This window comes from Fimbriimonas ginsengisoli Gsoil 348 (assembly GCF_000724625.1).
GTDB lineage: Bacteria > Armatimonadota > Fimbriimonadia > Fimbriimonadales > Fimbriimonadaceae > Fimbriimonas > Fimbriimonas ginsengisoli.
The window spans coordinates 4,436,509-4,459,320 of sequence record NZ_CP007139.1 but is presented as its reverse complement, the minus strand read 5'-3'; the positions used below and the strand labels follow the sequence as shown (position 1 = coordinate 4,459,320).

Below are 22,812 nucleotides of genomic sequence, written 5' to 3'. Positions count from 1 at the left end.
GAGGAAGCAAAACGATCACGATCGGTCGCGTCGTCGTCAATCTTTCTGGTGCCGCCGCGCAACCGTCACGTTTCCTGAGGTGCGCGAGCAAATACTCCAAGGTAGGAGGCACCGAAAGGAGAGCAAGACATGACTAACAAGATTCACAAAGGCGCCGCATTGGCCGCGATCGTAATGATCGCGTCGGTCGCCGGAGCGCAGGGAATCTCTGTGACCGTCGACGGACAACCGGTCAACTTTAACGGCGCAAGCCCACGCAGCGTCAATGGACGCGTGCTCGTGCCACTCCGGGGCGTCTTCGAGGAAATGGGCGCTTACGTTCAGTGGCGACCGAATAGCAGATCGGTGGTAGCCACCCGGGGCGACAGCGACGTGCGTCTCCGAATTGGAGATCGAACGGCAACGGTCGACGGACACGAAGTCACCCTCGACGTCCCGGCGATGATCATCAACGGCGCCACCATGGTTCCGATCAGATTCCTAAGCGAATCGCTGGGGGCCGAAGTGCGCTGGCGAGAGGCCGAGCGACTGGTTATGATCCAGACGTCCGGCGAAGGGCGTGGGCAATCGATCGACCAAACGCCAAGAACGTGGACCGACCGGCAAGGCCGGCTACGAGACGCCCAGGGGCGTTGGCAAGATGCTAACGGCCGGTGGCACATGCCGCGCGGCCGATGGCAAGACAGCAACGGCAACTGGCACGGAGTATCGAACGGGAACATCAACGACGGCAGTTACGGCCGGGCGCAAACCATCGCTCGAGACACCGTGCTTCCGGTCACCCTCGACACCCCCTTGAGCTCAGACGGATCACTTCGTGGGGATAAGTTCACCGCGACGGTACGATCGACGGGCGACGACTACTACGGCATGCTGCCGGAGGGAACGAAGGTAGAAGGCCGGGTGCTTACCGCTCGCCCGAGGTCCGGCAACGATCCGGGTCTGCTCGAGTTAGACTTCCGGCGCATTCGATTGCCGAACGGCAGCTCCTACCCGATCAACGGAAACTTGATCTCGCTCGACGCGAACGGCGTCGTTCGCGACGACAGCGGGCGCATCCGCGCAACGGGAAGCTCGCGGGATAATCGGACCGTCTACGCCGGATACGGCGCGGGCGCCGGTCTTCTCGTCGGACTTTTGACCAAGAAACCGTTAGAAGGGACCATCCTTGGCGGCGTGCTCGGCTACGTGGCTGGCCAGGTTCAGAAGGATCGTGGGAACCCTAGCAACGTCCGGCTCGATCCGGGCACCCAGTTCGGCGTTCGCCTTACGAACGACGTCACGGTCCGGTTGCCGGACAATCCTTGATCTAGCGTCGATCTAGGAGATCTTCCCGCCCGGAGGCTTCTTCCGGGCGGGGCTTGTTTCGTTTGGGGGAGGGGGGGCGGCGTTGTTCTCATCGAGGGAGTTTGGGAAGGTCGAAACGGAATCTTCGCCATAAAGATTGGAGCGAAGCCTACCGCCCGTTTCTAACCTGGATGTAATCTTGATCGGTGAGCAACCAGTTGCAGATGGGTTTGTCGGAGCTGTTTCGGGAGGTATTCGAGGGGGTCGCGCCCGAAGCTTCCGGGACCTGGTTCGTCCAGGGGAAGGAGGCGATTTTCGACGCCGTGCAACAGTTGCCAGCGGCCGATGCCTCGGTTCGCAAGTGCGGGATGTCGGCGAGTATCGGCGCCCACGTCCGCCACTTGTGCTACTACCTACAGCTATTCAATGCGAATCTGCGGGAAGAGAACCCGGATTCCGACTGGGAGGGAAGCTGGGCCGTCCAAGAGTTCGACGAGGAGTCGTGGCAACGATTGCGAGAAGAGCTGCGCGAGGAGTACGATTTCGCCGTCGATTGGTATCGGTCTGAGCCGACCTACGTGGACGACGAGCAGGCGATCTACGCCATCGCCAACCTGGCTCACGCCGCATATCACCTCGGAGCCATTCGGGCGTTGCTTCCGGTTGCCGGACGCTCGTGATTGAATGGGAAGGCCAGCACGTCGTTTTTACGCGCATGTGCGCTGCATTTAGCCACGGGCTACGGGTGAAATCAGACAAGGGAAATGTGAACCTAATTTGTCACTGGGCATGATCCCCGGGCTACGGGCGATTTATCCGAGGAACATCTACGGGGCTAGGCGGTGGATGATCCATTGATCGCCTCCTAGGGTGTAGACGAGACGATCGTGGAGGCGGGCGGGGCGGCCTTGCCAGAACTCGAAGCGGTCGGGAATAAGGCGGTAGCCGCCCCAAGATTCTGGCCTTGGCATATCGCCTTCGGGGTACCGGGCGGCGAGGTTGGCGACGGCGGACTCCAGCTCTTCGCGGCTCTGAACGACTTGGCTCTGGGGGCTAGCGGCAGAGGCGAACTGGCTTTGTCGCGGGCGGCTGTGGAAGTAGGCGTCGCTTTCGTCAGGAGATACTTTCTCGACCCTCCCTTCGACCCTTACCTGCCGTTCGAGCGAGCCCCACCAGAAGGTGGCGCAGGCGAACGGGTTCTGGGCAAGCTCCCGGCCCTTTCGACTCTCGTAATTGGTGAAGAACGTCAGTCCTCGCTCATCGAGGTCTCGAAGCAGGACGAAGCGAGCGCTGGGGCGACCGTCGGCGCCCACGGTCGACACGCACATGGCGGTGGGTTCAACGACATCGACTCGTCGGGCAATCTCGATCCACCCCTCGAGTTCGGCGAACGGGGACGGATTGAGGGAGCTTTCGATGAGAACTCCGCGAACGTAGTCGTAGCGTTGCGACACGCCATGATTTTGCCATGAAGCGGGGCTCTCGGCGGTAGAATCGTCCATCCATCCGTCTGAGGAGTGATACGTCTATGTCCAACATTCCAGCCGACCTCAAGTACGCCAAGACCCACGAATGGGTCCGTTTAGAAGGCGACGTCGCCACCATCGGGATCACCGATTTCGCCCAGTCCGAGTTGGGTGACGTCGTTTACGTGGACCTTCCGACCGTTGGCCGAGTGCTCGCCGCGGGCGATTCGTTCGGTAGCGTCGAATCGGTTAAGACGGTAAGCGACGTGTACGCCCCGGTGGGTGGGGAAGTGGTCGATGCGAACGAGGCGCTGGGCGCGCAGAGCGAGCTGATCAACACCGACCCTTACGGGAAGGGGTACATGATCAAGATCCGAGTCGCCGACCCGAGCGAGGTTGGCGGACTTCTGGACGCCGCCGGCTACTCCGAGGTGGCGGGCTAGGAACGGGTATGAGGCGTGAAGCGTGAAGCGCGAGGAAAGACCTCAGCCACCCTTCGTGCCTCGCGCCCAACGCTTCACGCCTAAAAAATGCCTTACATTCCCCATACCGAACAAGATCGCCAAGACATGCTTGCGGTGATCGGCGTCGAGACGATCGACGAGCTATTCCGTGAAATTCCCGCGAACCTGAGAGTTGCCCCCGGCAGCTTGGATCTTCCGCCGGCTCTCGACGAGCCGCGCCTCATGGCCCACTTGCATGAGCTGGCCAGCCGAAACGTGAATCTGGCCGACGTGACCTGCTTCCTGGGAGCGGGAATCTACGATCGGTATATCCCGGCGACGGTCGGCGCCGTTATCTCCCGTGGCGAATTCCTGACCGCTTACACGCCGTACCAGCCGGAAGCCTCGCAGGGGTATCTGCAGACGATCTACGAATTTCAGTCGATGATCGCCGAGTTGTACGGGATGGACTTGGCGAACGCCTCCATGTACGACGGTGCGACCTCGCTGGCCGAGGCGGCGATCATGGCGACCGGCGTCAAGAAGCGGCAAAAAGTGGCCGTCAGCGAGGCGGTTCACCCGCATTACCGGCAGGTAATCGACACCTACTGCTGGTCGATGGGAATCGAAGTGGTTACGCTTCCCGCACTGGCCGAGGGGGCGACGACCGATTACTCGGCTGCCGAAGGCGCGGCGTGCGTCTTGGTTCAGTACCCGAATTTCTTCGGAACGATCGAAGACCTGGCGGCGGCTCGCGAAGCGGCCGACCGGATTGGTGGCCTGCTGATCGTGAGTGCCGATCCGGTTGCATGCGCGTTACTGAAGCCGCCCGGCGAATACGGGGCCGACATCGTCGTGGGAGAAGGGCAGCCGATGGGAGTCGCCATGGGCCTGGGCGGACCGCTGGTCGGCCTCTTCGCCTGCAAACAAGAGTTCGTCCGCCAGATCCCCGGCCGGATTGTGGGGCGAACGAGAGAGGCTCACGGCGAGCGGATGGGATACGTCATGACGCTCCGAACCCGGGAGCAAGATATCCGCCGCGAGAAGGCGACCTCGAACATCTGCACCAACGAGGCTCTGATGGCGCTCGCGACGACGGTGTACATGACTGCGCTCGGGAAGAACGGGATGCGACAAGTCGCCGAGTCGTCGGTTCGCAACACCCAATACGCGATCTCGAAGCTGACGGAAGCCGGCGCGAAGGTGCGATTCGGCGGCAAGGTATTCGGGGAGTTTGTCTTGCAGTTGCCGAAAGATCCGGCGGCGGTTAGGGATGCGTTGTTAGGGAAGGGGATTCTCGCCGGCTTACCGCTGGCGGATTACTACCCGGCGCTTGCGGACTCGATGCTCGTGGCGGTGACCGAGCTCCGCACGAAGGCGGAAATCGACTCCTACGCGCAGTCCCTTCGAGAGGTGATCGGTTAATGAAAGATATTCAAAAGCGGATGCCGGAGCCGGAGCTCATCTTCGACAAGTCTCGCCCGGGTCGGATCGGGTGCAACGTTCCGGTTTGCGAAACTCCCGAGGTCGACTTGGCGGCGACGGTCGGGGAGACCCGGACGGAGCTGCATTTGCCGGAAATCGGGGAGCTCGACGTGATGCGGCACTTCGTCAATCTGAGCCACATCAACTACGGGATCGAGACCGGCTTCTACCCGCTCGGCTCGTGCACGATGAAGTACAACCCGCGGGTCAACGAGATGACGGCGGCGATGCCGGGATTCGCGAAGCTTCACCCGATGCAGCCGGTAGAGACGATTCCGGGCGCGATGGATATCTTGATGGGGGTCCAGGAGATGTTGGTGGAAATCACCGGGTTCTCCGAGATCACGCTCCAGCCGCTGGCGGGCGCCCACGGCGAAATGACGTGCTTGATGCTGATCAAGGCATACCACACGAGCCGGGGGGAAGGGGAGCGAAACCTCGTCGTCATTCCGAATACCGCCCACGGCACCAATCCGGCGTCGGCCGCTCGATGCGGATACGACGTCGTTTCGATCGGCACCAACGAGGATGGCAACACGGATCTGGATGACCTCCAGAAGGTGCTGGACAAGCATGGTCCGCAGATCGCGGCGCTGATGCTGACCAATCCTTCGACGCTGGGTCTGTTCGAGCCGAACATCGAACGGATCTGTGAGCTGGTTCACGGGGTCGGCGGCCAGGTGTTCTGCGACGGCGCGAACATGAACGCGATGGTCGGTACGACCCGGCCGGGCGATCACGGATTTGACTGCATGCACCTGAACCTCCATAAGACGTTCAGCACCCCGCACGGAGGCGGTGGGCCCGGCTGCGGAGCGATCGGGCTCAAGCATCATTTGGAGCCGTTCTTGCCGAAGCCGGTGATTCGCCGGTCGGGCACGGCGATCGTCGCGGATTACGACCGTCCGCAGAGCATTGGACGTGTCTCGGCGTTCTACGGCCAGTTCCTCATGGAGGTAAGGGCGTACACGTACCTGCGGGCGTTTGGCAAGCAGTACATGAGCGACATCAGCCGTCATGCGGTGCTCAACGCCAACTACGTGCGAGCTCGAATCAAGGATGTGCTGCCGCCGGCCCACGAGCGGCCCTGCATGCATGAGGTCGTGGTCACTGCCGAGAAGTATAAGAAGCAGCATGGGGTAAGGGCGCTCGATATCAGCAAGCGGCTGATCGATTACGGATTTCACCCACCCACCAACTACTTCCCATTGATCGTTCCGGAGTGTCTCATGATCGAGCCGACGGAGACGGAGTCGAAGGAGACTTTGGACAGCTTCTGCGACGCGCTCATTTCAATCTGCCGTGAATCTGAGGTCGCTCCTGACCTATTGCACGAGGCGCCGACCAGCCAGATCGTAGGCCGGTTGGACGAGACGATGGCGGTGAAGAACCTGGACGTCCGGTGGCGGACGGGGGGAGACGTGGTGATCGACGGTGGCCCAAAACGCGAGTTCGCGAAGGGTGAGGGGCTCGAGGGGGTTCGTAGCGACACGGTGCCTCGCGATTCGTAGCGTCGGCGCGCTCGCACTCGTAGCGTCGGCGCCCTCGCCGATGATTCCGGTACAACCCCCGCACGGGACGCAGGTACGAGCCAACCTGCGGCTACACGGCTTCGCCGTAGGGGGCGGGTATGAGACTCTCGCTTGACCCGCCCGGCGACGGGCCGGCGAACATGGCGGCGGATTTGGAGCTGCTTTCGCGCGCCGCCGAAGGCGAGGCGGGGGGGCGGATTTACTCCTGGTCCACCGTCTGGGTGACATTGGGGCGGGGGCAGGAGGCGGAGCGAACCCTTGTCGATCCGTCTCGCATCCCGTGGATCGTGCGTCCAACCGGAGGGGCGGCGGTGCTGCATGGGCACGACCTCACCGTCGGTTTGGCGTTTCCGTTGCGTCGTTCGGTGCGGGACAGCTATCGCATCGGAACCGAACCTCTGATCGCCGCCTTGCACGCGGGCGGCGTTCCGGCGGTGCTGGCGGAATCGATCGGGGCTGACGACGGAGATCCTCGGCGGATCGACTGCTTCGCAGGAAGCTCTTCGAACGACATTGTGGATCCTCGGTCAGGGGCAAAGGTATGCGGGTGCGCGCTCCGGAGGACGCGGGATGCGGTGTTGATCCAGGCGAGCATTCCTGTGAGAGATGCCGGTATTGACCCGGCTTCCGTGATCCGGGGAGGCGTCGCGATCAAACCGGTCGCCCTTAACCGTTCTAAGTTTGCTGAAACGCTTCAGGAGGGGTTAGATAATCTTAAAAAACTGCACTAATCCTGGGCCGACCTCATCATCTCTTAACATGATTCGTATTAAACTGGCCCATGCCATCCGTCGAGTTGCCGCTCTATCGACAGATTGCCGTCGATGCGTTTAACCAGACTTGGCGCCTGCTAGAGAAGTCGGGACGGTCGGCAGAAGAGGATCTTGCGATGATCCACATGGCGCATGCTTCGCGTTACCACTGGGGCCTCGTAGGCCAACCGGTCCACTGGGCACGTGGGGAGTGGCAGATTTCGCGAGTTTATGCGGCTCTCGAACGGGGCGAACCGGCCATGTTCCATGCTCGCCGTTGCCTGGAATACGCCGAGAAGAACGATCTTTCGACGTTCGATAAGGCGGCGGCGCACGAAGCCCTGGTGAGGGCTTACCGCGTTGCATGCCACTTCGATTTGGCGCGCCGACACTACGATCAGGCTTGGTCCACCGCCAAGGGGATTACCGAACCCGAAGATCGGGCGGTGATCTTCGCCGATCTACGCGAGCACGCCGAGGTGCTAGGAATCCCTTTCCCTGAATAAGGCGTGGATCGGCGGCTTGCGTCAAAATCGTTAGGATGCGGATCGGGGTTTTCGACTCGGGACTAGGGGGGCTTGCGATTTCCCAGGCAATCGCCTCGCGGTTGCCGGAGTACGATTACTTGTATCTTGGCGACACTAAGCGGGTGCCGTACGGAGGAAGGTCGCAGGAGACGATCCACGAATTCACTTCCCAGGCGTTGACTTATCTGTTCGAGAACGACTGTGAGCTGATCATCGTCGCGTGTAACACGGCCTCCGCGGAGGCGCTGAGGAAGAGCCAGCAGGAGTACCTGCCGGCCCACTATCCGGATCGGAGGGTCCTCGGAGTCATCATTCCGACCGCGGAAGCGGTCTTTGAACGGGGGACGGCCAAGCGGGTGGGGGTTTTGGCGACGAATAGCACGGTTGAATCGGGAGCTTACGAGCGAGAGCTTATTCGGCAAAACCCAGAAGCGAAGGTCGTTTCCCGAGCCGCGCCGCTCCTGGTACCGCTGATCGAAAACGACGGTCTGCGGTACGCCGGGCCGGTAATGGACGACTACTTAGCCGGACTTGAAGACGTGGACGCGCTCGTTTTGGGCTGCACCCACTATTGCCTTTTGAAAGACGAAATCCGGTCGCGAACGAAGGTCCGAGTCGTCTCCCAGGATGAAGTCGTCCCGGAAAAACTGGCAGATTATCTGGTGCGCCATCCGGAGATTGAGACGCGTCTTGGCCAATCGGGAGAGCGGCGTTACGTGGTAACGGACGTCACCGCCGCCCATGAAAAGTGGGCGCGGAAGTTGGCGGGCGATGAGATTCGATTGGAGCGGGTGACCCTCGGATGAGCCTGTCGGAGATTCAAATAGATAGCGACGCCTTGCGTTATAACGTTCGGTCGTTGCGATCGTTGGTGGGTTCGGGAGTCAAGTTGATCGCCGTGGTCAAGGCGAACGCGTACGGCCACGGCCTTGCGACGGTGGTCGAAGCGCTCAATGGTGAAGTCGACGGCTTTCAGGTCGACGACATCGAGGAATTGAGGGAGATCCGGCAGGTCACTGATAGGCGGGTACTCGTCCTCGGCTATGTCGCGCGGGAAGATATCGCCGAAGCCGCGTCACTCGGCGGAGAGCTGACGCTTTACGATGCAGAGCGGCTCCCAGCGATGGCGGAGGCCGGGGCGAAGGTTCATCTGAAGATCGACGCTTTACTGGGCCGGCAAGGGGTGCTTCCGAGGGATCTACCGGAGATGTTGGATGCATTGGCCGCCTATCCGTCGATCGAGGTGCTTACCGCTTACGCGCATTTCGCGAATATCGAGGACACGACCGACCTGGTTCACGCAATCGACCAGATGGAGCTGTTCGACTGCGCTTTCGTCGCGATTCGAAACCGGTATCCCGGCCTTGGCCGGCATATCTCGGCTACGTCGGGGGTTATGACGCTAGAGGCGGGGAACGACCTGGTCAGGCTCGGAATTGGAACGTACGGGATGTATCCATCATCCGCCTTGGAGCGGCAGCACGCAGGGCTGGGATTGAGGCCGGCGCTGCGTTGGGTCAGTCGTCTAGCCCAAGTAAAAACGTTACCGGCCCGCCATCCGGTCGGCTACGGCTTAACTTACATCGCGCCCCGGGAAATCACGATCGGCATCGTTCCCCAGGGATACGGGGACGGGTACGACCGGGGCCTGAGCAACGTCGGCGAGGTCCTGGTGCGGGGTCGCCGGTGTCGCGTCTTGGGGCGGGTGGCAATGAACATGTTTGCCGTCGATCTATCGGACGCCGACGGAGCTCGGGCGGAAGACGAGGTCGTACTCTTGGGGGCGCAAGGTGAGGATCGGATTTCCGCCGAGGAGATCGCGATCCGGATCGGCACCATCAACTACGAGGTAACGACTCGAATTTCACCGCTCCTCCCTCGTCGGGCGGCATAGCGGGGCCGGAGATCTTCGCGTGCCAGCAACCCTGGGGTTTATCCCTGGGGCTGCCTTGAACTGCGGCTTGGGTCGCGGGTTACGGTGCAGGTTAGAAAAGGGAAATGGAGAGGTAGTGGCCAGCGACCAAGGCAAGGCCTTAGCAGCCAAACAGATCTCCCCATAGGATTCGAAATAACGCTTTAAACAATTACTTATCTCCTTTCAACATTGTTGGTCCGACTCCGGCGCTAGCCACGGGTTGGTCGGTTGTCGTTGTGTCGCCCCACATCGCTCGCTCTCCCCAGAGGGCTCGATCCGAAGCGATGGGGCCGACGCCGTCTCCCCACATCGCCCGAGGGCTGCCGATGGCGCTATCGCCCCACATGGCGCGGTCGCCGCGGTAAGTCGGGTTGAGTAGAAGGTCGAGGATTCCGTTTACGATTCCATTCAAACCGGTTCCCCAGAAATCGGGGTCGGTCACGATATTGATGGTTCCCGATGGAGACCAAACCAGATAGGGGCTCTTGGCGGATTTGGTAGCGACGACGCTACTCTTGAGAGCCCCAACGATGTCGAGGTAGCCCGCGCCGAATGTTACGATGCTTCCTTGGCCATCGGGGAAAGCCCACTTGGTAGCGCTGGCCATCAGCCTTGCTTTAACCGTATCGGGCGATAAGGTTGGGTCGCGCTGAAGCATTAGGGCGGCGGCGCCGGCGACGACCGGCGTCGCCATCGAGGTCCCCGACATCTGCATGTATCGCGGCGTGTAATCGGCGGGCGCCTGGGTCGTGTAGCTCGTCCAAGGGACGTCGACGATATCGCCAAATGCTTGATCGATCGATCCACCATTCGCTAAGACGGATACGATCCGGTTGCCCGGAGCGACGATGTCCGGCTTGGCAATGAAGTCGAGCCGGGTTGGACCGCGACTCGAATAGGTCGCAATCTGATCGTTGGCCCGGTTACCGTCGATCGACTTCGTAGCGCCCACCGTGATGACGTAAGGATCGTTCCCCGGCGAGTCGATTGTCCCGTAGCCCGTGCCGTAACCTTCGTTCGCGTCGCCGTCGGTGGGCGTTTCGTGCAACCGTCCCCGATTACCGGCGGCACATACGACCACGATCCCGCTTTTCCAAGCTCGCTCCAGTGCTTGACAAAGGGGGTCGGTAAGGTAGCTCTCGCCGACCGCATGGCCCAACGAAAGATTCATCACCCGGATGTTGTATTTCGTCCGCTGGTTAATCACCCACTGGATGCCCGCGCAGACCTGGCTAACCGAACCGTTGCCGACTGAGTCGAGCACGCGGACATTCACCAGCCCGGATTGGGGTGCGATTCCGAAGTAGGTTTGGAACGCCCCGGGTCCGGAAGAATTGGCGCCGTTACCGGCAATGATTCCCGCGACGTGAGTGCCGTGACCGTACATGTCGTACGGGCCGGTTTCGGTAGAGAAGTTCACGGCAGCCGATATCCGGCTGCCGGCCGATCCGTTGAAGTCGTTGCTTGCGGCAATTCCGCTATCGAGCACCGCCACTCCGACACCGGCTCCGTTGGCGCCGTACTTAGTCCATGCCGTGCTCGCGTAGGTCGATCCGACGGTGAACAGATCGTTCTTCCGAACGGTTTCGTCGGACGAGACATGCTTCACGAACGGCAGGGAGACGAGCTTCCGGAGTTTGCGGTGAGGGATGGAAACGGCGGAGGAGTCGATCACGGTTAAGTGGCGATAGACATACCCGCCTAGCCGGCGAATCGCCGCCTCTTCCTTGGCCGTGAGCTCGTGGCCAGCTTTAACGATTACGTTAATCCGCCCCGGACGCTGTCCGTTTAGCGCCTTCGCGATAACCGAGTCAGTGGTTGCGGACTGGGCGGAGGCCGCACCGGCGCATCCGAAAGCGACGACGAGGCAAGCCAAACGTGCGGCGGGCATTCTCACCATTGAAAATTCTCTCCGAATTTGAAGCTCCATAAATTCTCAAGGGGATAAATCGAACGGATCGACGGTTCGGTTACAGACCCGTTCTTATTATCGGTTTGGACAAGCTAGGCAGTTTGTCCCCCTTTAGGTAGCTAGTTAAACTAACAGGATTTTTTACTTAACCGAGTTAGTTATCGAGAATCCTCCTAAAGATTTCAGATTTTCGACCGATAGGCCGGATCGCCACCCGGAGAAGGGAAACGTTAAACGGCCCGGCATCCGAATGGATGCCGGGCCGCGGTAGCCACGATCGACGATGCGATTACGTGGGGGTGGGCGTGATGGTGAATCCTTGCGAAGTTAGCTCCTGGCCGATGTGGCGAAGCTTCTTCATCGCTCGGAGCTCGATTTGCCGAACGCGCTCACGGGTGACGTTCAACTCGCTGCCGACCTCTTCCAAGGTGCGGCTGCGGCCGTCGTCGAGACCGAAGCGAAGGCGAACGACGTCTCGCTCGCGGCTCGTGAGCCGACCGAGGATGCCATCGATCTCTTCCCGCCGGATCAGCGTCCAAGTCACGTCGCCCGGGCTGGGCATGTTCTGCGACTGGACGAAGTCTCCGATGGACGAATTGTCTTTCTCACCGACCGGGGTTTCGAGCGAAATCGGCTCCACTGCCACGCGCATCATTTCGCGTACACGGTCTACCGACAGCCCAACCTCGCGGCTGATCTCGTCTTCGGTCGGCTCCCGCTGCAGCTCCTGTTGGAGGCGGCTGGCGGTTTTAACGACCTTATTGATCAGCTCGGCCACATAAACCGGGATGCGGATGGTGCGTCCCTGGTTGATGATGGCGCGGGCGATGGCGCGGCGAATCCACCACGTTGCGTAGGTGCTGAAGCGGAACCCCTTGCGCCAGTCGAACTTCTCGACGGCGCGAATAAGGCCGAGATTCCCCTCTTGGATCAGGTCCGCGAGCGGAATACCGCGGGCGTTGTACTTCTTGGCGATCGACACCACGAGCCGGAGGTTGCTCTCGATGAGCACCTTCTTCGCGTACATGTCGCCGGCCTGCACCTTTCGGGCGAGGTCGACTTCCTGTTCGGGAGTAAGGAGCTGGGCGCGGCGGGTCTGCCGCATCCACATCTCGAGCTCCTCGGAGTCGTCGTGAACCCTGGGGGTTTCTTCGGACTCTTCGGCCTCTTCTTCCGCGGCGTCTAATTCAAGAAGATCGTCATCCGCCGGTTCTGCCGCTGGATCGTCCGTGACGGGGGCCGCCCCAGCCTCCACATAGGAGTGACGACCCGGAGTGCGCACCGTAATGGCGCGTCCGCGTCTTGGCTGTGTGGCTAACCCGTTGTCTGCTGGCATGCTGTGTCTTAACCTCCGAAGTTCCCGGAGAACTTCCATGTCGTGAGGCCCTTCCTAACGTTCTTTCTCGAACTGTCCCGAAAACGCCTGAGTGTCGAAAACTGGTATTTGTAGCGTCATCGAGGACCCTTCCAAGACGGCACCTTAACACGATTCGAGCCCGCCGTCAAGGAGTAAATTCCAAGAGACGGGTGAGCGTTCGGCAGAGAACGCCCTTTTCGGGACCAAATCGAGTCAACTAAGAGCATTAGACGAGGGAAAGGACCCAAAACGTTGCGCCCTTTACCCCAACTACATCATTCTACGAAGCTTTTCTACGGAATGCCTCAACGTTTTGGCAAGTTCGGTTACAGAGTCCACAGAATTGAATTTACCGAAGGAAATTCTGACTGTTCCCCTTAGCCGAGATTCCTCAAAGCCTAACGCCGTGAGCACATGGCTTGGTTCCGTCGACCGGGAGCTACAAGCAGCTCCCGCGCTAATCGCGAACCCCGCTTGGTCGGCTTCTACCACCAAGGTCTCGCCTTCGATGCCGTCAAACGAGATGCTCAGGATGTGGGGCACGCCGGGAGCCCCTTCGCCGTTGATTTGCCACCGACCGCCGTTCCCCAGTTCCTCCAACAGGACGGAGCGAAGCCGCGCCGCATGGTGAAAATTCTGTTCCTGTTCATCTGCCGCGATCGCACACGCCGCGCCGAAGCCCACGATGCCCGGCACGTTTAGGGTGCCTGCCCGATAGCCGTGCTCTTGTTCGCCGCCGATTTGAAATGGGTAAGGAGGGGCCGTTTCGAAGTAGAGGGCGCCAACCCCCTTTGGGCCATAGGCTTTATGGCTGCTGAACGAGGCGTAGTCGATGCCGTCGAGGAGAATCGGCGTCTTACCCAGTTGCTGGGTCATGTCGCTGTGAATGTGGGTGGCATAGGATCGGAAGTCGGCCGCGTTCCAAGTCGTTCCGATCTCGTTGTTCACGCACATCACCGAAATCAATTCGAGGGTTTCGGTAGGAGGAAACAAAACGAAATCATCGTTGGCAAGCAGCTTCATGCCCTTACGGAGGGCAGGTTCGCGAACGGCGCTGTGCTCGAATGGTGAGATTGCCCCGTTGGAGAAGGCGGAAATTACCCAGTTATTCGCCTCCGTGGCGCCGGAGGTAAAGACGATTTGGCCAGGGTCCTCTGCACCAATCAAGTTGCTGACACGCTCTCGCGCCAGGTCGACCGCCGCCATAGCTCGCTGACCGAATCCATGGATCGAATTGGCGTTACCGAAATCGTCGCGCAGGTAGGGAAGCATCTCGTCAAGCACGCGGGGATCGACGGGGGTCGTAGCTGCGTTGTCGAAATAACGTTCCCACACGCCGTAATTATGGCATGCCATAATTACGGCGTGGCGAAAAAGAAGACGACGTTGATGATCGAGGAATCGCTCTACGACCGAATCCGGCTACGAGCCGCCGAGAGCCGCTCGTCGATCTCGGACGTGGTTGCGGAAGCTGCCCGCACTTACCTAACCGGACCCAGCGTGCGGTCAGAAAAGTTTGAGTTGCCGTCTGTCCAGATGGGTAAGTGCGTATTACCCACCAACGTCAATATCCACAAAACTAGCGAAGTGCTCGACTACCTCGACCGGTTGGAGTTGGACGAACACGGGGACATCAATAAAGTCCGATGATCTTCCCGGACGTCAACGTTCTTCTCCAAGCGATGTCTCCGGGCATGGCCGACTACGAAGTTGCAAGCCGGTGGCTTACAAGGGTGCTCCAGGGATCGGAGCCCGTGGCTCTATGGGAGCCAGTTCTCGTATCGGTAGTCCGAATTTCAACTGACCCGCGAATATTCAAACCTCCGGCCAAGGTGCAGGATGCCCTCAACTACATCGAGACTCTCCGGTCAGCTCCATCTGCGACCTCGATTGCACCAAGCAAGAGGTTTTGGGGCGTGTTCGAAAGTCTAATGGAATCTGGGGTGCTTGGAAAGGGCGTAAGCGACGTTATGCTCGCGGCACTTGCCATCGATCAAGACGGTTTGTTCGTAACCTTCGACGCCGACTTCGCCCGCTTTCCTCAACTTCGCCGCTCGGCGCCGGCAGACGAATAAACTCGCGAAGGACGTACACTATCTGGATGCGCACAAAAATCGCATCGCTTATTCTGCTCCTGGCTTCCTTGAGCTTGGCTGCGGGGCAGCAGAAGGGGCCGTCGCCGGTTGGAAAGCCCGCACCGGCGCTCCAAGTTGGCCATTGGTTGAATACCAAGGGCGCCCCCCTCTCCCTCGACAAGCTCAAAGGCAAAGTCGTCGTTCTCGATTTCTGGGCCTTCTGGTGAGGGCCTTGCAAGGCTTCCATGCCTGAACTAAAAAAGGTTTATGGAAGCTACAAGGGCCAAGGCTTGGTCCTTATCGGAATTCATTCGGACAAAGACGTCGCCAAGCGCGACCAGTGCGTGAAGGAGAACAAGCTCCCCTATCCTATCTGTGAGGACAAGGATATGGCGACGCTCAAGGCGTATCACGTCGAGTTCTATCCCACGGTCATCGTCATCGACCGAAAAGGGTTCATCCGCGCGGTCGAGCCGCCCAATCTCGACAAAGCCGTGAAGGAGGCGCTGGCAGCGAAATAAAGTCTCAGGGCTTCCTGTACCGAACAAGGACGATATCGAGTTCGGCGGGGGCTCTCTCCAACTCTTCGCTCATGATCCGCTCGGCGGTTTCGGCATCGAAACCGCCCGAGCCGGCGCCGAGAATCGGGAAAGCGAAGCTGTTCCAACCGCGGCTGTTCGCCAACGCCAGTGCGTTTCGCACCGACTCACGGATCGACTTTTCGCTTCCGCGCCAGAAATCGTCGATGCCGGCCACGTGAATGATCGCCTTGTATGGCAGTCGCCCGGCGGACGTCGCAACCGCCTGCCCCAACCGGAGCCGGCCATGCTTGGCAAGCTCGCGGAAGGGCGCGGTACCACCGCGCTTCTTGATCGCTCCACTGACGCCCTGCGGAAGAAGGAGCCACCAAGGGATGGTGTTTCGATTCCACGCGTTCACGATCACCTCTACCGATTGGTCGAGGAGGTCGCCTTCAACGATTCGGAAGGGCATCGCTTAGGAGGACATTTTCTCGCGGAGCAATCTGGGAACGTCGCTCGTGCGATCGGCGACGGCCGCGCCGGCGGCGAGAAAGGCGTCGACTTTGCTTTGGGCGGTGCCGCTATTGCCGGAGATGATAGCGCCGGCGTGGCCCATTCGCTTACCGGGAGGAGCGGTGCGGCCCGAGATGAAGCCGACGACCGGCTTCTTCATGGTCTTAATGAATTCGCAGGCGGTCTCTTCGTCGCTTCCTCCGATTTCACCGATCATCACCACGGCGGTCGTTTTGGGGTCGTTCTCGAACATCTCCATCACTTCGATGAACCGGGTGCCGGGTAGAGGGTCGCCGCCGATACCGACGCAGGTGGTCTGACCGAGCTTGGCGCGGGTCATCTCCCAAACGATCTCGTAGGTGAGGGTGCCGGAACGGGAAACGAGGCCGATGGGACCCTCGCAGAAGATGTGTCCCGGCATGATCCCCATCTTGCACTCGCCGGGGGTGATGATTCCGGCGCAATTGCCGCCGAGTAAGCGGGTCGTTCCGTTCGTCCTGAGCCGGTTTACGACACGGACCATGTCTTGCGTGGGGATACCCTCCGTGATCAGCGAGGCGAACGGGATTCCGGCGGCTTCGCATTCGAGCACCGAGTCGGCGGCGAAGGGGGGCGGGACGAAGATGATGCTGGAGTTGGCCCCGGTCGCATCGACCGCTTCTTGGACGGTGTCGAAGACCGGTTTGCCAAGGAATTCCGTGCCTCCCTTGCCCGGCGTCACGCCTCCCACGATCTGAGTCCCGTACTCAATCATCTGCTGAGTGTGAAAGCCACCTTCGCGGCCCGTCATGCCGCACACAATAACCCGCGTGTCCTTGTCGACCAGGATTGCCATGCGGAGAAGGATACCGGGGGGGAGGGTGTTACGGTATTGAGGCGTTGAGGCGTTGACTAGCTTCTGGGCATTACCCTATTCCAAACGCCCAACGCCCAACGCCTTGCCCGTCCAATGAACCTTTTGCCCGGCAACCGGTTATAGGAGGGTGATCGACTCCGGGTCGATTGGGAAACTGACTTGACGGATACCGAGCTTGCCAGACGAATCGCCGACGGCGATGCCGATGCGATGGGGGAGATGATTCGCCTTTACCATGCCGGGCTCTACCGATTTCTTCGGCAGCTCACTCGAAGCCGAGAGGATGCGGAGGATTTGGCTCAGCAAACGCTGATCCGAGCCCGGGACGGGGCAGGGCGGTTCGACGCCCGCGCCTCGATGAAGACTTGGCTGCACAGCATCGCTTTTCACGAGTTCACTCGGTGGCGGCGACGCCAACGGTGGCACCTTGGGCTAGCCCAGGCTCCTCCGATCGAGGACCGTCGATTCGAGGCGGTGCTGGAAGCGGAATGGCTGGAAGAAGCGCTCGGTTCGCTGCCAGATGGAATGCGAGCGGTATTCCTGCTGCACGAGATCGAGCAGATGCCGCTCGCGGAAGTCGCGGCGGTGCTCGGCGTGCCGGTGGGGACAGTTAAGTCCCGGCTATTCAATGCCCGCGAGAAGCTGCGGGCTCGACTCGGAGATCGACGGGAGGTGCTGCATGCTACCGAAGCCTACGAATCTTGATGCAAAAATCGACGAAGCGGTGCGCGCCATGCGCGCCGAGACCGCGCCACCTCAGGCGGGATCGGCCGCGCATGCCGCGCTCCTGCGTCCCCGGGTTCGCAGACATTCGCTCCGACCAATAGCGGTGCGGCTTGCCGGACTCGCCGGAACCAGCGCAGCGGTTGCAATTGCCGTCTGGCCTAGACCCGGCCAAGGGCTGGCCTGGGCTCAAGTTGTAGCTGGCGCGAAGCGAGCGCCAAGAATACACGAGACGACACAGTTCTTTAGCAAGAACCGGGGATGGCAAACCTATTTGGAGAGGTGGGCCGACGGCGATAAATATGCGATAAGGCTCGCGGTTCAGGGAATCACGGTGATGGACACGCGTTTCGATGGACGCCGCGTCTTCCGAAACATGGTCGGTGAAAGGTACGCAACGGTTGCGACTCCACGAGACGGCAAGGCGGCGATGGGTCGTGATCTGGGCGTGATGTGGACCTCGGCGACTTCCATCGACGACTTTCTGAAGGTGGACAAGGCCGAGGTGCTCGAGAAAAAAGAGACCTCGCTCCCCGATGGAAAGCTGGCAACTCGCTACGATATCCTCTTCGGCGCGCCGTACAAAGAATGGCCCGCCAAGCGCTCCCATTTGTACGTCTACGTGGATTCTGGTACGGCTCGTATCGTGAGGTGGGAGCAGTTGATCCGAGGTGGGGAAGTCGCGGCACGCGGAGTCGTCGAATATCCGTCCGAAGTCAGCGCGGGCATTTTCGAAGGTAGAGCTTCGGCTGGGACACGGCTGTACGATATCGATTGGGAACGCCAGCGGCTTGCTTCCATGATGAAGACCGGAATCGGCACGCTCTCGGTCAAAGGCGCGAAAGCCACCGTACGCGCGGTGCTGCTCGATCGCCGAAATTCCCTCACCGTCCTTTGGACGGGAGCTAGCCCAAACGGCGACCTTGCTCAGCCGCTTCGGATTCCGGGCATTCGTTTTGAGTCGAGGCCTTTCGGCTTGCGGGAGTTTACGACGGGCCGGGGGTTAGAACCGTATTCTCATCTCCCATCCACCGTCGTTGCCGACCACCTTGGGGGGATGTCGCAGACCCTTAAAGAGGCGCCCCGAGAGGGGATCGATATTGAGATCCCCGTCTTTACAGAAGACCATAAGACGCCGATCCGAAATAAGGCAGGGAAGACGGTCGGGTATCGGAGCCGGTTCGTCGGCTACGACACGCTTCGAAACGTGAAGCCGCTGCAGATTCCCGACCTGTGGTCGTTTGCCGACGAGCTGGGAATCAGGCGCGCCCCGCCGGCTAAATAAGCTCCGCCGACAGCCCCCACTGAGCGGAGCCGGTGACGCGGACCTTCGCGAGCCGTCCCGCTCGAGTGGAGGCGCCGGCGAAGTGGATCATTTTGCACTCCCGACTGTAGCCCTGCAGCAGCTCCGGCTTCTTTGGCGATGGACCCTCGACGAGGACCTCGAGCTCACGGCCGAGATAGGTTGCGTTGATCTCACACGTGATTTCGTTTTGGAGGGCGATGATCCGGTTGAGGCGTTCTTTCTTGAGGGCAGCCGGGACTTGGTCCTCGCGGTCCCCCGCCGGGGTCCCCGGGCGGGTGGAATAGGCGAACATATAGGCGCCGTCGAAGCGAAGCGATCGAAAAGCGTCGAGCGAATGTTCGAACTGTTCGTCGGTCTCGCCGGGAAACCCGACGATGACGTCGGTGGTCAGGGTGATTCCCGGTACGGTGGCGCGGAGCTCGGCCACGATCTCTCCGTAGCTCTCGAGGGTGTAGACCCGTTTCATCTCGCGCAACACGTCGTTGTCGCCCGACTGGATCGGAAGGTGGACGTGCTCCATGACTTTGGGACAGTCGCGGATGCACTCGATCAGATCTCGGGTGAAATCGCGGGGGTAGGGAGAGGTGTAACGGATCCGTTCCAGCCCGGGGATCTCCGCCAGCTTCCAAAGGAGCTCGCTAAACGGGACCCGGCCTTCGAGCAGGTTCTTGCCGTACGAGTTCACCGTCTGTCCGAGGAGCGTGATCTCCTTGGTTCCCCCTTCGGCAAGTCGGGTGACCTCCTCCAAGATATCCTCGGTCGGGCGTGAGCGCTCGCGGCCGCGGGTGTTGGGGACGATACAGTAGGTGCAGAATTTGTCGCAGCCGTACTGGATCGGGACGAACGCCTTCAGTTTCGGCGCGCGTCCGAGGTGTCGCTGGGGAACGTCCTCGACGACGCGTCCTTTCCGCTCGGGGAGCTCGACCCGCTTCGCAAATTTTCGCGTCTGGGCGGCTTGCTCCACGAGGCCGGGAAGCTGGCCGAGGTCGCCGGTTCCGAGGACAAAGTCGACGTGCGGAGCACGCCGGCGAATTTCGTCGGCCCTGGCTTGGGCCATGCATCCGCAGACGCCGATGATCGTGTCTCGCCTGGCCGCCTTGAGTGGAATCAACTCTCCGAGGAGGGAAAACGCCTTGTCTTCCGGCTTTTTGCGGACGGAGCAGGTGTTGAGAATTATCACCTGAGCCTCCAGGATGGAAGCGGCCCGCTCGAACCCGAGATCCTCCAAGTACAGAGACATCTGCTCGCTGTCTTCCTCGTTCATTTGACAGCCCCAGGTTTGAACGAAGTACGTTCCGCGTCGCGTCTCGTCGCTCAGGCGAACGGGACGCTCGGCAAACGCGACGTTTCCGGGCTGCGAAATCGGGATCATTGGAACCAACAGGATACCGCGCGAGGTTAATTACGCCGTGTTCGGCGCAAGCTGTGCCGTTCGGCATCGTGCCGGGCGGTTACATTGGTGAGGCGCGAACTATACTCATACCGTGAAGGCAATCCTTCTCAATCGTGTTCTCTTAGTGCTCGCGTTCGTCGGGCTATTCGTCGCCGGCGTCCTTAGCTTGGAAGCCGGCCTTAACCTTGCTGTGCCTTGCGGCGCCGGCAGTGGCTGTGCCATCGTCGCCGCCGATCCGAGCTCGAAGCTGGCCGGGATTCCGGTGGCGTACCTCGGAGCGCTTGGCTATTTGATCTTGGCCGGACTCGCGGTGATGCGCACCCTGATTCCGGTTGCCGACTGGCGGAAATATGTCACTGTCGGCTACATCGTCACGACGATCGGGACGGTATTCAGCCTCTATCTGCAATACAAGTCGTTTTTCGTCATCCACGCCACCTGCCTTTGGTGTCTGACTTCGGCGGCTACGATGGTCGTGACGCTCATCGTCTACGCCTTGCTGGCGCAAGAGCTCGAGAATATGCCGGCTCCGGTGGAAACCACCGTTGCGGACGAGGCAGATGCGACGCCGGTAGTGGCTCGCAGCGGCCAGCGACTGGACGCCACCTTGCTCTGGGTGCTTCCGGCGGCATTGACGGTCGGAATCGTCATCATGGGCTCTACCATGAAAGACGCCGGCGGCCTCCAAGGGATCAAGATGTCGAAGGTGAGCTATGCGACGCTGGTTCCTCCCGGCGCCCACATGATGGGGCCGGAGCATGCGCCGTTGACGATCGTCGAGTTCGCCGACCTTTGCTGCCCCGCTTGCCAGCGTACTTCGCCGCAGGTGAAGGAGTATGTCCACAACCATCCCGGCAAGATCCAGCTCGTTTACCGGCACTACCCGCTCAGCCAGATCCATCCGTTGGCGAACGCGGCCGCGGCGATCGCTGAGATCGCGGCGGACGAAAATCGGTTCTGGGAGTACGCCATGGGCGTACTCTCCCTCCAGCGCCAGCCCAACGACATCGAGGAGCTGATCCAGATCGCGAAGTCGAACGGGGTCAGCGAGGATAAGGTGCGGACCCGCCTCCAAGATCCGAACGACCCGGCGTACGACCGGGTCAGTCGCGACCTGAAGACGGTGAAGGAACTGGGCATCACCAGCACGCCGACCTTCTTCATGATGAGCGGCGACAAAGTGCTCGATACCTACGGGCCGACCCAGGTTATGGAAGGTCTCGCGAGCGCCAAGTACCAGGACATCATCAACGGGCATGGCGGCTAAGCCCACCGTTCTCGTCGCCATGTCCGGCGGCGTCGACAGCTCGGTTGCCGCGGCGCTTTTGGTGCGCCGCGGCTACGACGTTGTCGGGCTGACGATGCAGATCTGGCAGGAGAGCCAGACCGACCCGCGGCACGCCGGGTGCTGCTCGCTCGGCGCGGTCGAGGATGCCCGGCGTGTCGCTCGGGTGCTCGGCATCCCCCACTACGTGATGAACCTGCGCGACGAGTTTCGCGCCTCCGTGATCGAGAACTTCATCGACGAGTACGCGGCTGGCCGCACCCCCAACCCGTGCGTGCAGTGCAACCGGCACGTGAAGTTCGAAGTGCTGATGGGGAAGATGCGCGAGCTCGGATGCGACCGGCTGGTAACCGGGCATTACGCACGCATCCGCCGCGACTCGGCGACGGGACGGTATCGGCTGCTGCGCTCTCGGGCGGCCGACAAGGACCAGAGCTACGTGCTCTACATGCTGGGGCAGGAGCAGCTTTCCAAGGCGTGGTTCCCGATGGGAGAAATGCCAAGTAAAGCGCAGGTGCGCGATTTGGCGCGAGAGCTGGGGCTGCATCTGGCGGATAAACCGGACTCTCAAGAGATTTGCTTCGTGAGCGAGGCCGGTGGCTACGCGGAGTTCTTGCGAAAGCAGCGCCCGGAGGTGTTTGCCCCTGGCGAGGTCGTCGATACCGACGGCAACGTCGTCGGCGAGCACGCGGGGGTGGCGGGGTTCACTATCGGCCAGCGTAAGGGGTTGGGCGTTTCTGCGAGGAAGCCGCTCTACGTCCTCGGCATCAGTCCCGGGCAGAACCGAGTGGTCGTCGGAGAGGCGGACGACTTGCTGAAATCCGAGGTCGTTCTAGAGGATCTGCACTGGGGAGCGATGAGCTCCAACGCTCCGCCGATGCGGGTGGAAGCGAAGATTCGCTACAACATGGAGCCTCAGCCGGCCACGTTGCACGGCGGTGCGAGGCCACGTTTGGTGTTCGACCGTCCGGTTAGAGCGGTCACTCCGGGGCAGATCGCCGTCGCTTATCGGGGCAAAACGGTGGCGGCCGGTGGGACTATCTCCTAAGGATTAGAACCCAACGGCCTCGGGCGTCGTCTGGGGTTTGTTGGAAGGTTCGACCGAACTCCACCCAATTACCACGTTCCGGAGCGTACAATCTATGATCGATATCAGGAGGTTTCCCTTGTCGCGACACGACGATGATAACAATGTGCTGATTTACATGCTTGCCGGTGTTGGCCTTGGCGCCATTATCGGCGCCGCCGCCGGCCTGCTCTTCGCGCCGAAGGCGGGAACCGAGCTGCGAGAGGATCTCGCCGACCGGTTCAAAGAGATGAAGGGCAAGACCGAGGAGTGGGTCAGCGAGCAGCGCGCGAAGCGCGCGGTCGATGGCGCCGCCGAAGAGCTCGGAGTCTAATCAAAGTGGCACGTGATCGTGGATAAATATCCACGGTTTGCAATTCACGTGCCACAGTAATCAT

The 22,812-nt window shown here is 60.8% G+C and carries 24 protein-coding genes and 1 pseudogene; 18 read left to right on the top strand and 7 right to left on the bottom strand.

Annotated elements, in window-relative coordinates; translation table 11 throughout:
- The first annotated feature begins 129 nt into the window (after positions 1 to 129).
- Complete coding sequence (locus tag OP10G_RS25180; RefSeq protein WP_025228650.1) at positions 130 to 1,308, top strand: stalk domain-containing protein; 1,179 nt, start codon at positions 130 to 132, stop codon at positions 1,306 to 1,308.
- A 185-nt stretch (positions 1,309 to 1,493) separates the two neighbouring features.
- Positions 1,494 to 1,967 carry a hypothetical protein gene (locus tag OP10G_RS20045; protein ID WP_038473470.1) on the top strand — a complete coding sequence of 158 codons (474 nt, stop codon included), beginning with the start codon at positions 1,494 to 1,496 and terminating at the stop codon, positions 1,965 to 1,967.
- 147 nt (positions 1,968 to 2,114) lie between these two features.
- Here OP10G_RS20045 and pdxH read toward each other — a convergent pair whose 3' ends face one another.
- Positions 2,115 to 2,741, bottom strand: a complete 627-nt coding sequence (gene pdxH, locus OP10G_RS20040) for a pyridoxamine 5'-phosphate oxidase (protein WP_038476160.1) — start codon at positions 2,739 to 2,741, stop codon at positions 2,115 to 2,117.
- Positions 2,742 to 2,815: 74 nt separating this feature from the next.
- Here pdxH and gcvH point away from each other — a divergent pair, with 74 nt between their 5' ends.
- From gcvH to alr, 7 genes are all read left to right on the top strand, one after another.
- Positions 2,816 to 3,196 carry a glycine cleavage system protein GcvH gene (gene gcvH / locus OP10G_RS20035; RefSeq protein WP_025228653.1) on the top strand — a complete coding sequence of 127 codons (381 nt, stop codon included), beginning with the start codon at positions 2,816 to 2,818 and terminating at the stop codon, positions 3,194 to 3,196.
- A gap of 87 nt (positions 3,197 to 3,283) precedes the next feature.
- On the top strand, positions 3,284 to 4,621 hold the full coding sequence (gene gcvPA / locus OP10G_RS20030) for an aminomethyl-transferring glycine dehydrogenase subunit GcvPA (RefSeq protein WP_025228654.1): 1,338 nt from the start codon (positions 3,284 to 3,286) through the stop codon (positions 4,619 to 4,621).
- Positions 4,621 to 6,192 (top strand): aminomethyl-transferring glycine dehydrogenase subunit GcvPB, encoded by a 1,572-nt coding sequence (gene gcvPB, locus OP10G_RS20025; RefSeq protein WP_025228655.1) that lies wholly within the window; start codon positions 4,621 to 4,623, stop codon positions 6,190 to 6,192. The genes gcvPA and gcvPB overlap by 1 nt, the downstream gene beginning before the upstream one ends.
- Positions 6,193 to 6,311: 119 nt before the next feature.
- Positions 6,312 to 6,944, top strand: coding sequence for a lipoyl protein ligase domain-containing protein (locus tag OP10G_RS25175; RefSeq protein ID WP_025228656.1), 633 nt, complete (start codon positions 6,312 to 6,314; stop codon positions 6,942 to 6,944).
- A 50-nt stretch (positions 6,945 to 6,994) separates the two neighbouring features.
- The gene (locus OP10G_RS25170) at positions 6,995 to 7,471 is read left to right on the top strand and encodes a hypothetical protein (RefSeq protein WP_025228657.1); all 477 of its coding nucleotides are present in this window, start codon (positions 6,995 to 6,997) and stop codon (positions 7,469 to 7,471) included.
- A gap of 35 nt (positions 7,472 to 7,506) precedes the next feature.
- Positions 7,507 to 8,298 carry a glutamate racemase gene (murI, locus tag OP10G_RS20010; RefSeq protein WP_038473467.1) on the top strand — a complete coding sequence of 264 codons (792 nt, stop codon included), beginning with the start codon at positions 7,507 to 7,509 and terminating at the stop codon, positions 8,296 to 8,298.
- Positions 8,295 to 9,386 (top strand): alanine racemase, encoded by a 1,092-nt coding sequence (alr, locus tag OP10G_RS20005; protein WP_025228659.1) that lies wholly within the window; start codon positions 8,295 to 8,297, stop codon positions 9,384 to 9,386. Before murI ends, alr begins: the two co-directional genes overlap by 4 nt.
- Positions 9,387 to 9,576: 190 nt before the next feature.
- On the opposite strand, the gene OP10G_RS25165 is transcribed toward alr, so the two are convergent.
- The 3 genes from OP10G_RS25165 to OP10G_RS19990 all read right to left on the bottom strand — a co-directional run bounded on the left by OP10G_RS25165 (position 9,577) and on the right by OP10G_RS19990 (position 14,011).
- The gene (locus OP10G_RS25165; RefSeq protein ID WP_227624985.1) at positions 9,577 to 11,307 is read right to left on the bottom strand and encodes a S8 family peptidase; all 1,731 of its coding nucleotides are present in this window, start codon (positions 11,305 to 11,307) and stop codon (positions 9,577 to 9,579) included.
- A 301-nt stretch (positions 11,308 to 11,608) separates the two neighbouring features.
- Complete coding sequence (locus OP10G_RS19995; protein ID WP_227624984.1) at positions 11,609 to 12,601, bottom strand: sigma-70 family RNA polymerase sigma factor; 993 nt, start codon at positions 12,599 to 12,601, stop codon at positions 11,609 to 11,611.
- Between the two features lie 345 nt (positions 12,602 to 12,946).
- On the bottom strand, positions 12,947 to 14,011 hold the full coding sequence (locus OP10G_RS19990; protein WP_158409299.1) for a cysteine desulfurase family protein: 1,065 nt from the start codon (positions 14,009 to 14,011) through the stop codon (positions 12,947 to 12,949).
- Between the two features lie 30 nt (positions 14,012 to 14,041).
- Between OP10G_RS19990 and OP10G_RS19985 the strand changes: the two genes are divergently transcribed.
- The 4 genes and pseudogenes from OP10G_RS19985 to OP10G_RS19970 all read left to right on the top strand — a co-directional run.
- The gene (locus OP10G_RS19985; protein ID WP_144241273.1) at positions 14,042 to 14,326 is read left to right on the top strand and encodes a ribbon-helix-helix protein, CopG family; all 285 of its coding nucleotides are present in this window, start codon (positions 14,042 to 14,044) and stop codon (positions 14,324 to 14,326) included.
- Positions 14,323 to 14,751: a TA system VapC family ribonuclease toxin gene (locus tag OP10G_RS19980; RefSeq protein ID WP_025228665.1), complete on the top strand. Its 429-nt coding sequence runs from the start codon at positions 14,323 to 14,325 to the stop codon at positions 14,749 to 14,751. Before OP10G_RS19985 ends, OP10G_RS19980 begins: the two co-directional genes overlap by 4 nt.
- A gap of 26 nt (positions 14,752 to 14,777) precedes the next feature.
- Entirely contained in the window at positions 14,778 to 14,978 is a 201-nt protein-coding gene (locus tag OP10G_RS19975; RefSeq protein ID WP_038473461.1) for a TlpA family protein disulfide reductase, read from the top strand.
- A gap of 12 nt (positions 14,979 to 14,990) precedes the next feature.
- Positions 14,991 to 15,272: pseudogene (locus tag OP10G_RS19970) on the top strand (peroxiredoxin family protein); the annotation flags it as partial.
- A 4-nt stretch (positions 15,273 to 15,276) separates the two neighbouring features.
- Here OP10G_RS19970 and OP10G_RS19965 read toward each other — a convergent pair.
- Positions 15,277 to 15,744, bottom strand: coding sequence for a macro domain-containing protein (locus tag OP10G_RS19965; protein ID WP_025228666.1), 468 nt, complete (start codon positions 15,742 to 15,744; stop codon positions 15,277 to 15,279).
- A gap of 3 nt (positions 15,745 to 15,747) precedes the next feature.
- A complete protein-coding gene (gene sucD / locus OP10G_RS19960) occupies positions 15,748 to 16,620 on the bottom strand; it encodes a succinate--CoA ligase subunit alpha (RefSeq protein WP_025228667.1) in 873 nt (290 codons plus the stop codon).
- Between the two features lie 180 nt (positions 16,621 to 16,800).
- Here sucD and OP10G_RS19955 point away from each other — a divergent pair, with 180 nt between their 5' ends.
- Both OP10G_RS19955 and OP10G_RS19950 read left to right on the top strand, forming a co-directional pair.
- Entirely contained in the window at positions 16,801 to 17,346 is a 546-nt protein-coding gene (locus OP10G_RS19955; protein WP_025228668.1) for an RNA polymerase sigma factor, read from the top strand.
- Positions 17,321 to 18,649, top strand: a complete 1,329-nt coding sequence (locus OP10G_RS19950) for a hypothetical protein (protein ID WP_144241272.1) — start codon at positions 17,321 to 17,323, stop codon at positions 18,647 to 18,649. The genes OP10G_RS19955 and OP10G_RS19950 overlap by 26 nt, the downstream gene beginning before the upstream one ends.
- Here OP10G_RS19950 and miaB read toward each other — a convergent pair.
- Positions 18,642 to 20,042, bottom strand: a complete 1,401-nt coding sequence (gene miaB, locus OP10G_RS19945; protein ID WP_025228670.1) for a tRNA (N6-isopentenyl adenosine(37)-C2)-methylthiotransferase MiaB — start codon at positions 20,040 to 20,042, stop codon at positions 18,642 to 18,644. The genes OP10G_RS19950 and miaB overlap by 8 nt on opposite strands.
- Before the next feature lie 112 nt (positions 20,043 to 20,154).
- Here miaB and OP10G_RS25160 point away from each other — a divergent pair, with 112 nt between their 5' ends.
- From OP10G_RS25160 to OP10G_RS19925, 3 genes are all read left to right on the top strand, one after another.
- Positions 20,155 to 21,330 (top strand): vitamin K epoxide reductase family protein, encoded by a 1,176-nt coding sequence (locus OP10G_RS25160; RefSeq protein ID WP_052547861.1) that lies wholly within the window; start codon positions 20,155 to 20,157, stop codon positions 21,328 to 21,330.
- Entirely contained in the window at positions 21,320 to 22,396 is a 1,077-nt protein-coding gene (mnmA, locus tag OP10G_RS19930; protein WP_025228671.1) for a tRNA 2-thiouridine(34) synthase MnmA, read from the top strand. The genes OP10G_RS25160 and mnmA overlap by 11 nt, the downstream gene beginning before the upstream one ends.
- Before the next feature lie 145 nt (positions 22,397 to 22,541).
- Positions 22,542 to 22,748 (top strand): YtxH domain-containing protein, encoded by a 207-nt coding sequence (locus OP10G_RS19925; protein WP_227624983.1) that lies wholly within the window; start codon positions 22,542 to 22,544, stop codon positions 22,746 to 22,748.
- Positions 22,749 to 22,812 lie beyond the last annotated feature (64 nt).

Bases quoted from the DNA above. Each gene is read 5' to 3' on its own strand.
- OP10G_RS25180 (WP_025228650.1), top strand. From the start codon at position 130: ATGACTAACAAGATTCACAAAGGCGCCGCATTGGCCGCGATCGTAATG.
- gcvH (WP_025228653.1), top strand. From the start codon at position 2,816: ATGTCCAACATTCCAGCCGACCTCAAGTACGCCAAGACCCACGAATGG.
- gcvPA (WP_025228654.1), top strand. From the start codon at position 3,284: ATGCCTTACATTCCCCATACCGAACAAGATCGCCAAGACATGCTTGCG.
- gcvPB (WP_025228655.1), top strand. From the start codon at position 4,621: ATGAAAGATATTCAAAAGCGGATGCCGGAGCCGGAGCTCATCTTCGAC.
- OP10G_RS25175 (WP_025228656.1), top strand. From the start codon at position 6,312: ATGAGACTCTCGCTTGACCCGCCCGGCGACGGGCCGGCGAACATGGCG.
- OP10G_RS25170 (WP_025228657.1), top strand. From the start codon at position 6,995: ATGCCATCCGTCGAGTTGCCGCTCTATCGACAGATTGCCGTCGATGCG.
- murI (WP_038473467.1), top strand. From the start codon at position 7,507: ATGCGGATCGGGGTTTTCGACTCGGGACTAGGGGGGCTTGCGATTTCC.
- alr (WP_025228659.1), top strand. From the start codon at position 8,295: ATGAGCCTGTCGGAGATTCAAATAGATAGCGACGCCTTGCGTTATAAC.
- OP10G_RS25165 (WP_227624985.1), bottom strand. From the start codon at position 11,307: ATGGTGAGAATGCCCGCCGCACGTTTGGCTTGCCTCGTCGTCGCTTTC.
- OP10G_RS19980 (WP_025228665.1), top strand. From the start codon at position 14,323: ATGATCTTCCCGGACGTCAACGTTCTTCTCCAAGCGATGTCTCCGGGC.
- OP10G_RS19975 (WP_038473461.1), top strand. From the start codon at position 14,778: ATGCGCACAAAAATCGCATCGCTTATTCTGCTCCTGGCTTCCTTGAGC.
- OP10G_RS19965 (WP_025228666.1), bottom strand. From the start codon at position 15,744: ATGCCCTTCCGAATCGTTGAAGGCGACCTCCTCGACCAATCGGTAGAG.
- sucD (WP_025228667.1), bottom strand. From the start codon at position 16,620: ATGGCAATCCTGGTCGACAAGGACACGCGGGTTATTGTGTGCGGCATG.
- OP10G_RS19950 (WP_144241272.1), top strand. From the start codon at position 17,321: ATGCTACCGAAGCCTACGAATCTTGATGCAAAAATCGACGAAGCGGTG.
- miaB (WP_025228670.1), bottom strand. From the start codon at position 20,042: ATGATCCCGATTTCGCAGCCCGGAAACGTCGCGTTTGCCGAGCGTCCC.
- mnmA (WP_025228671.1), top strand. From the start codon at position 21,320: ATGGCGGCTAAGCCCACCGTTCTCGTCGCCATGTCCGGCGGCGTCGAC.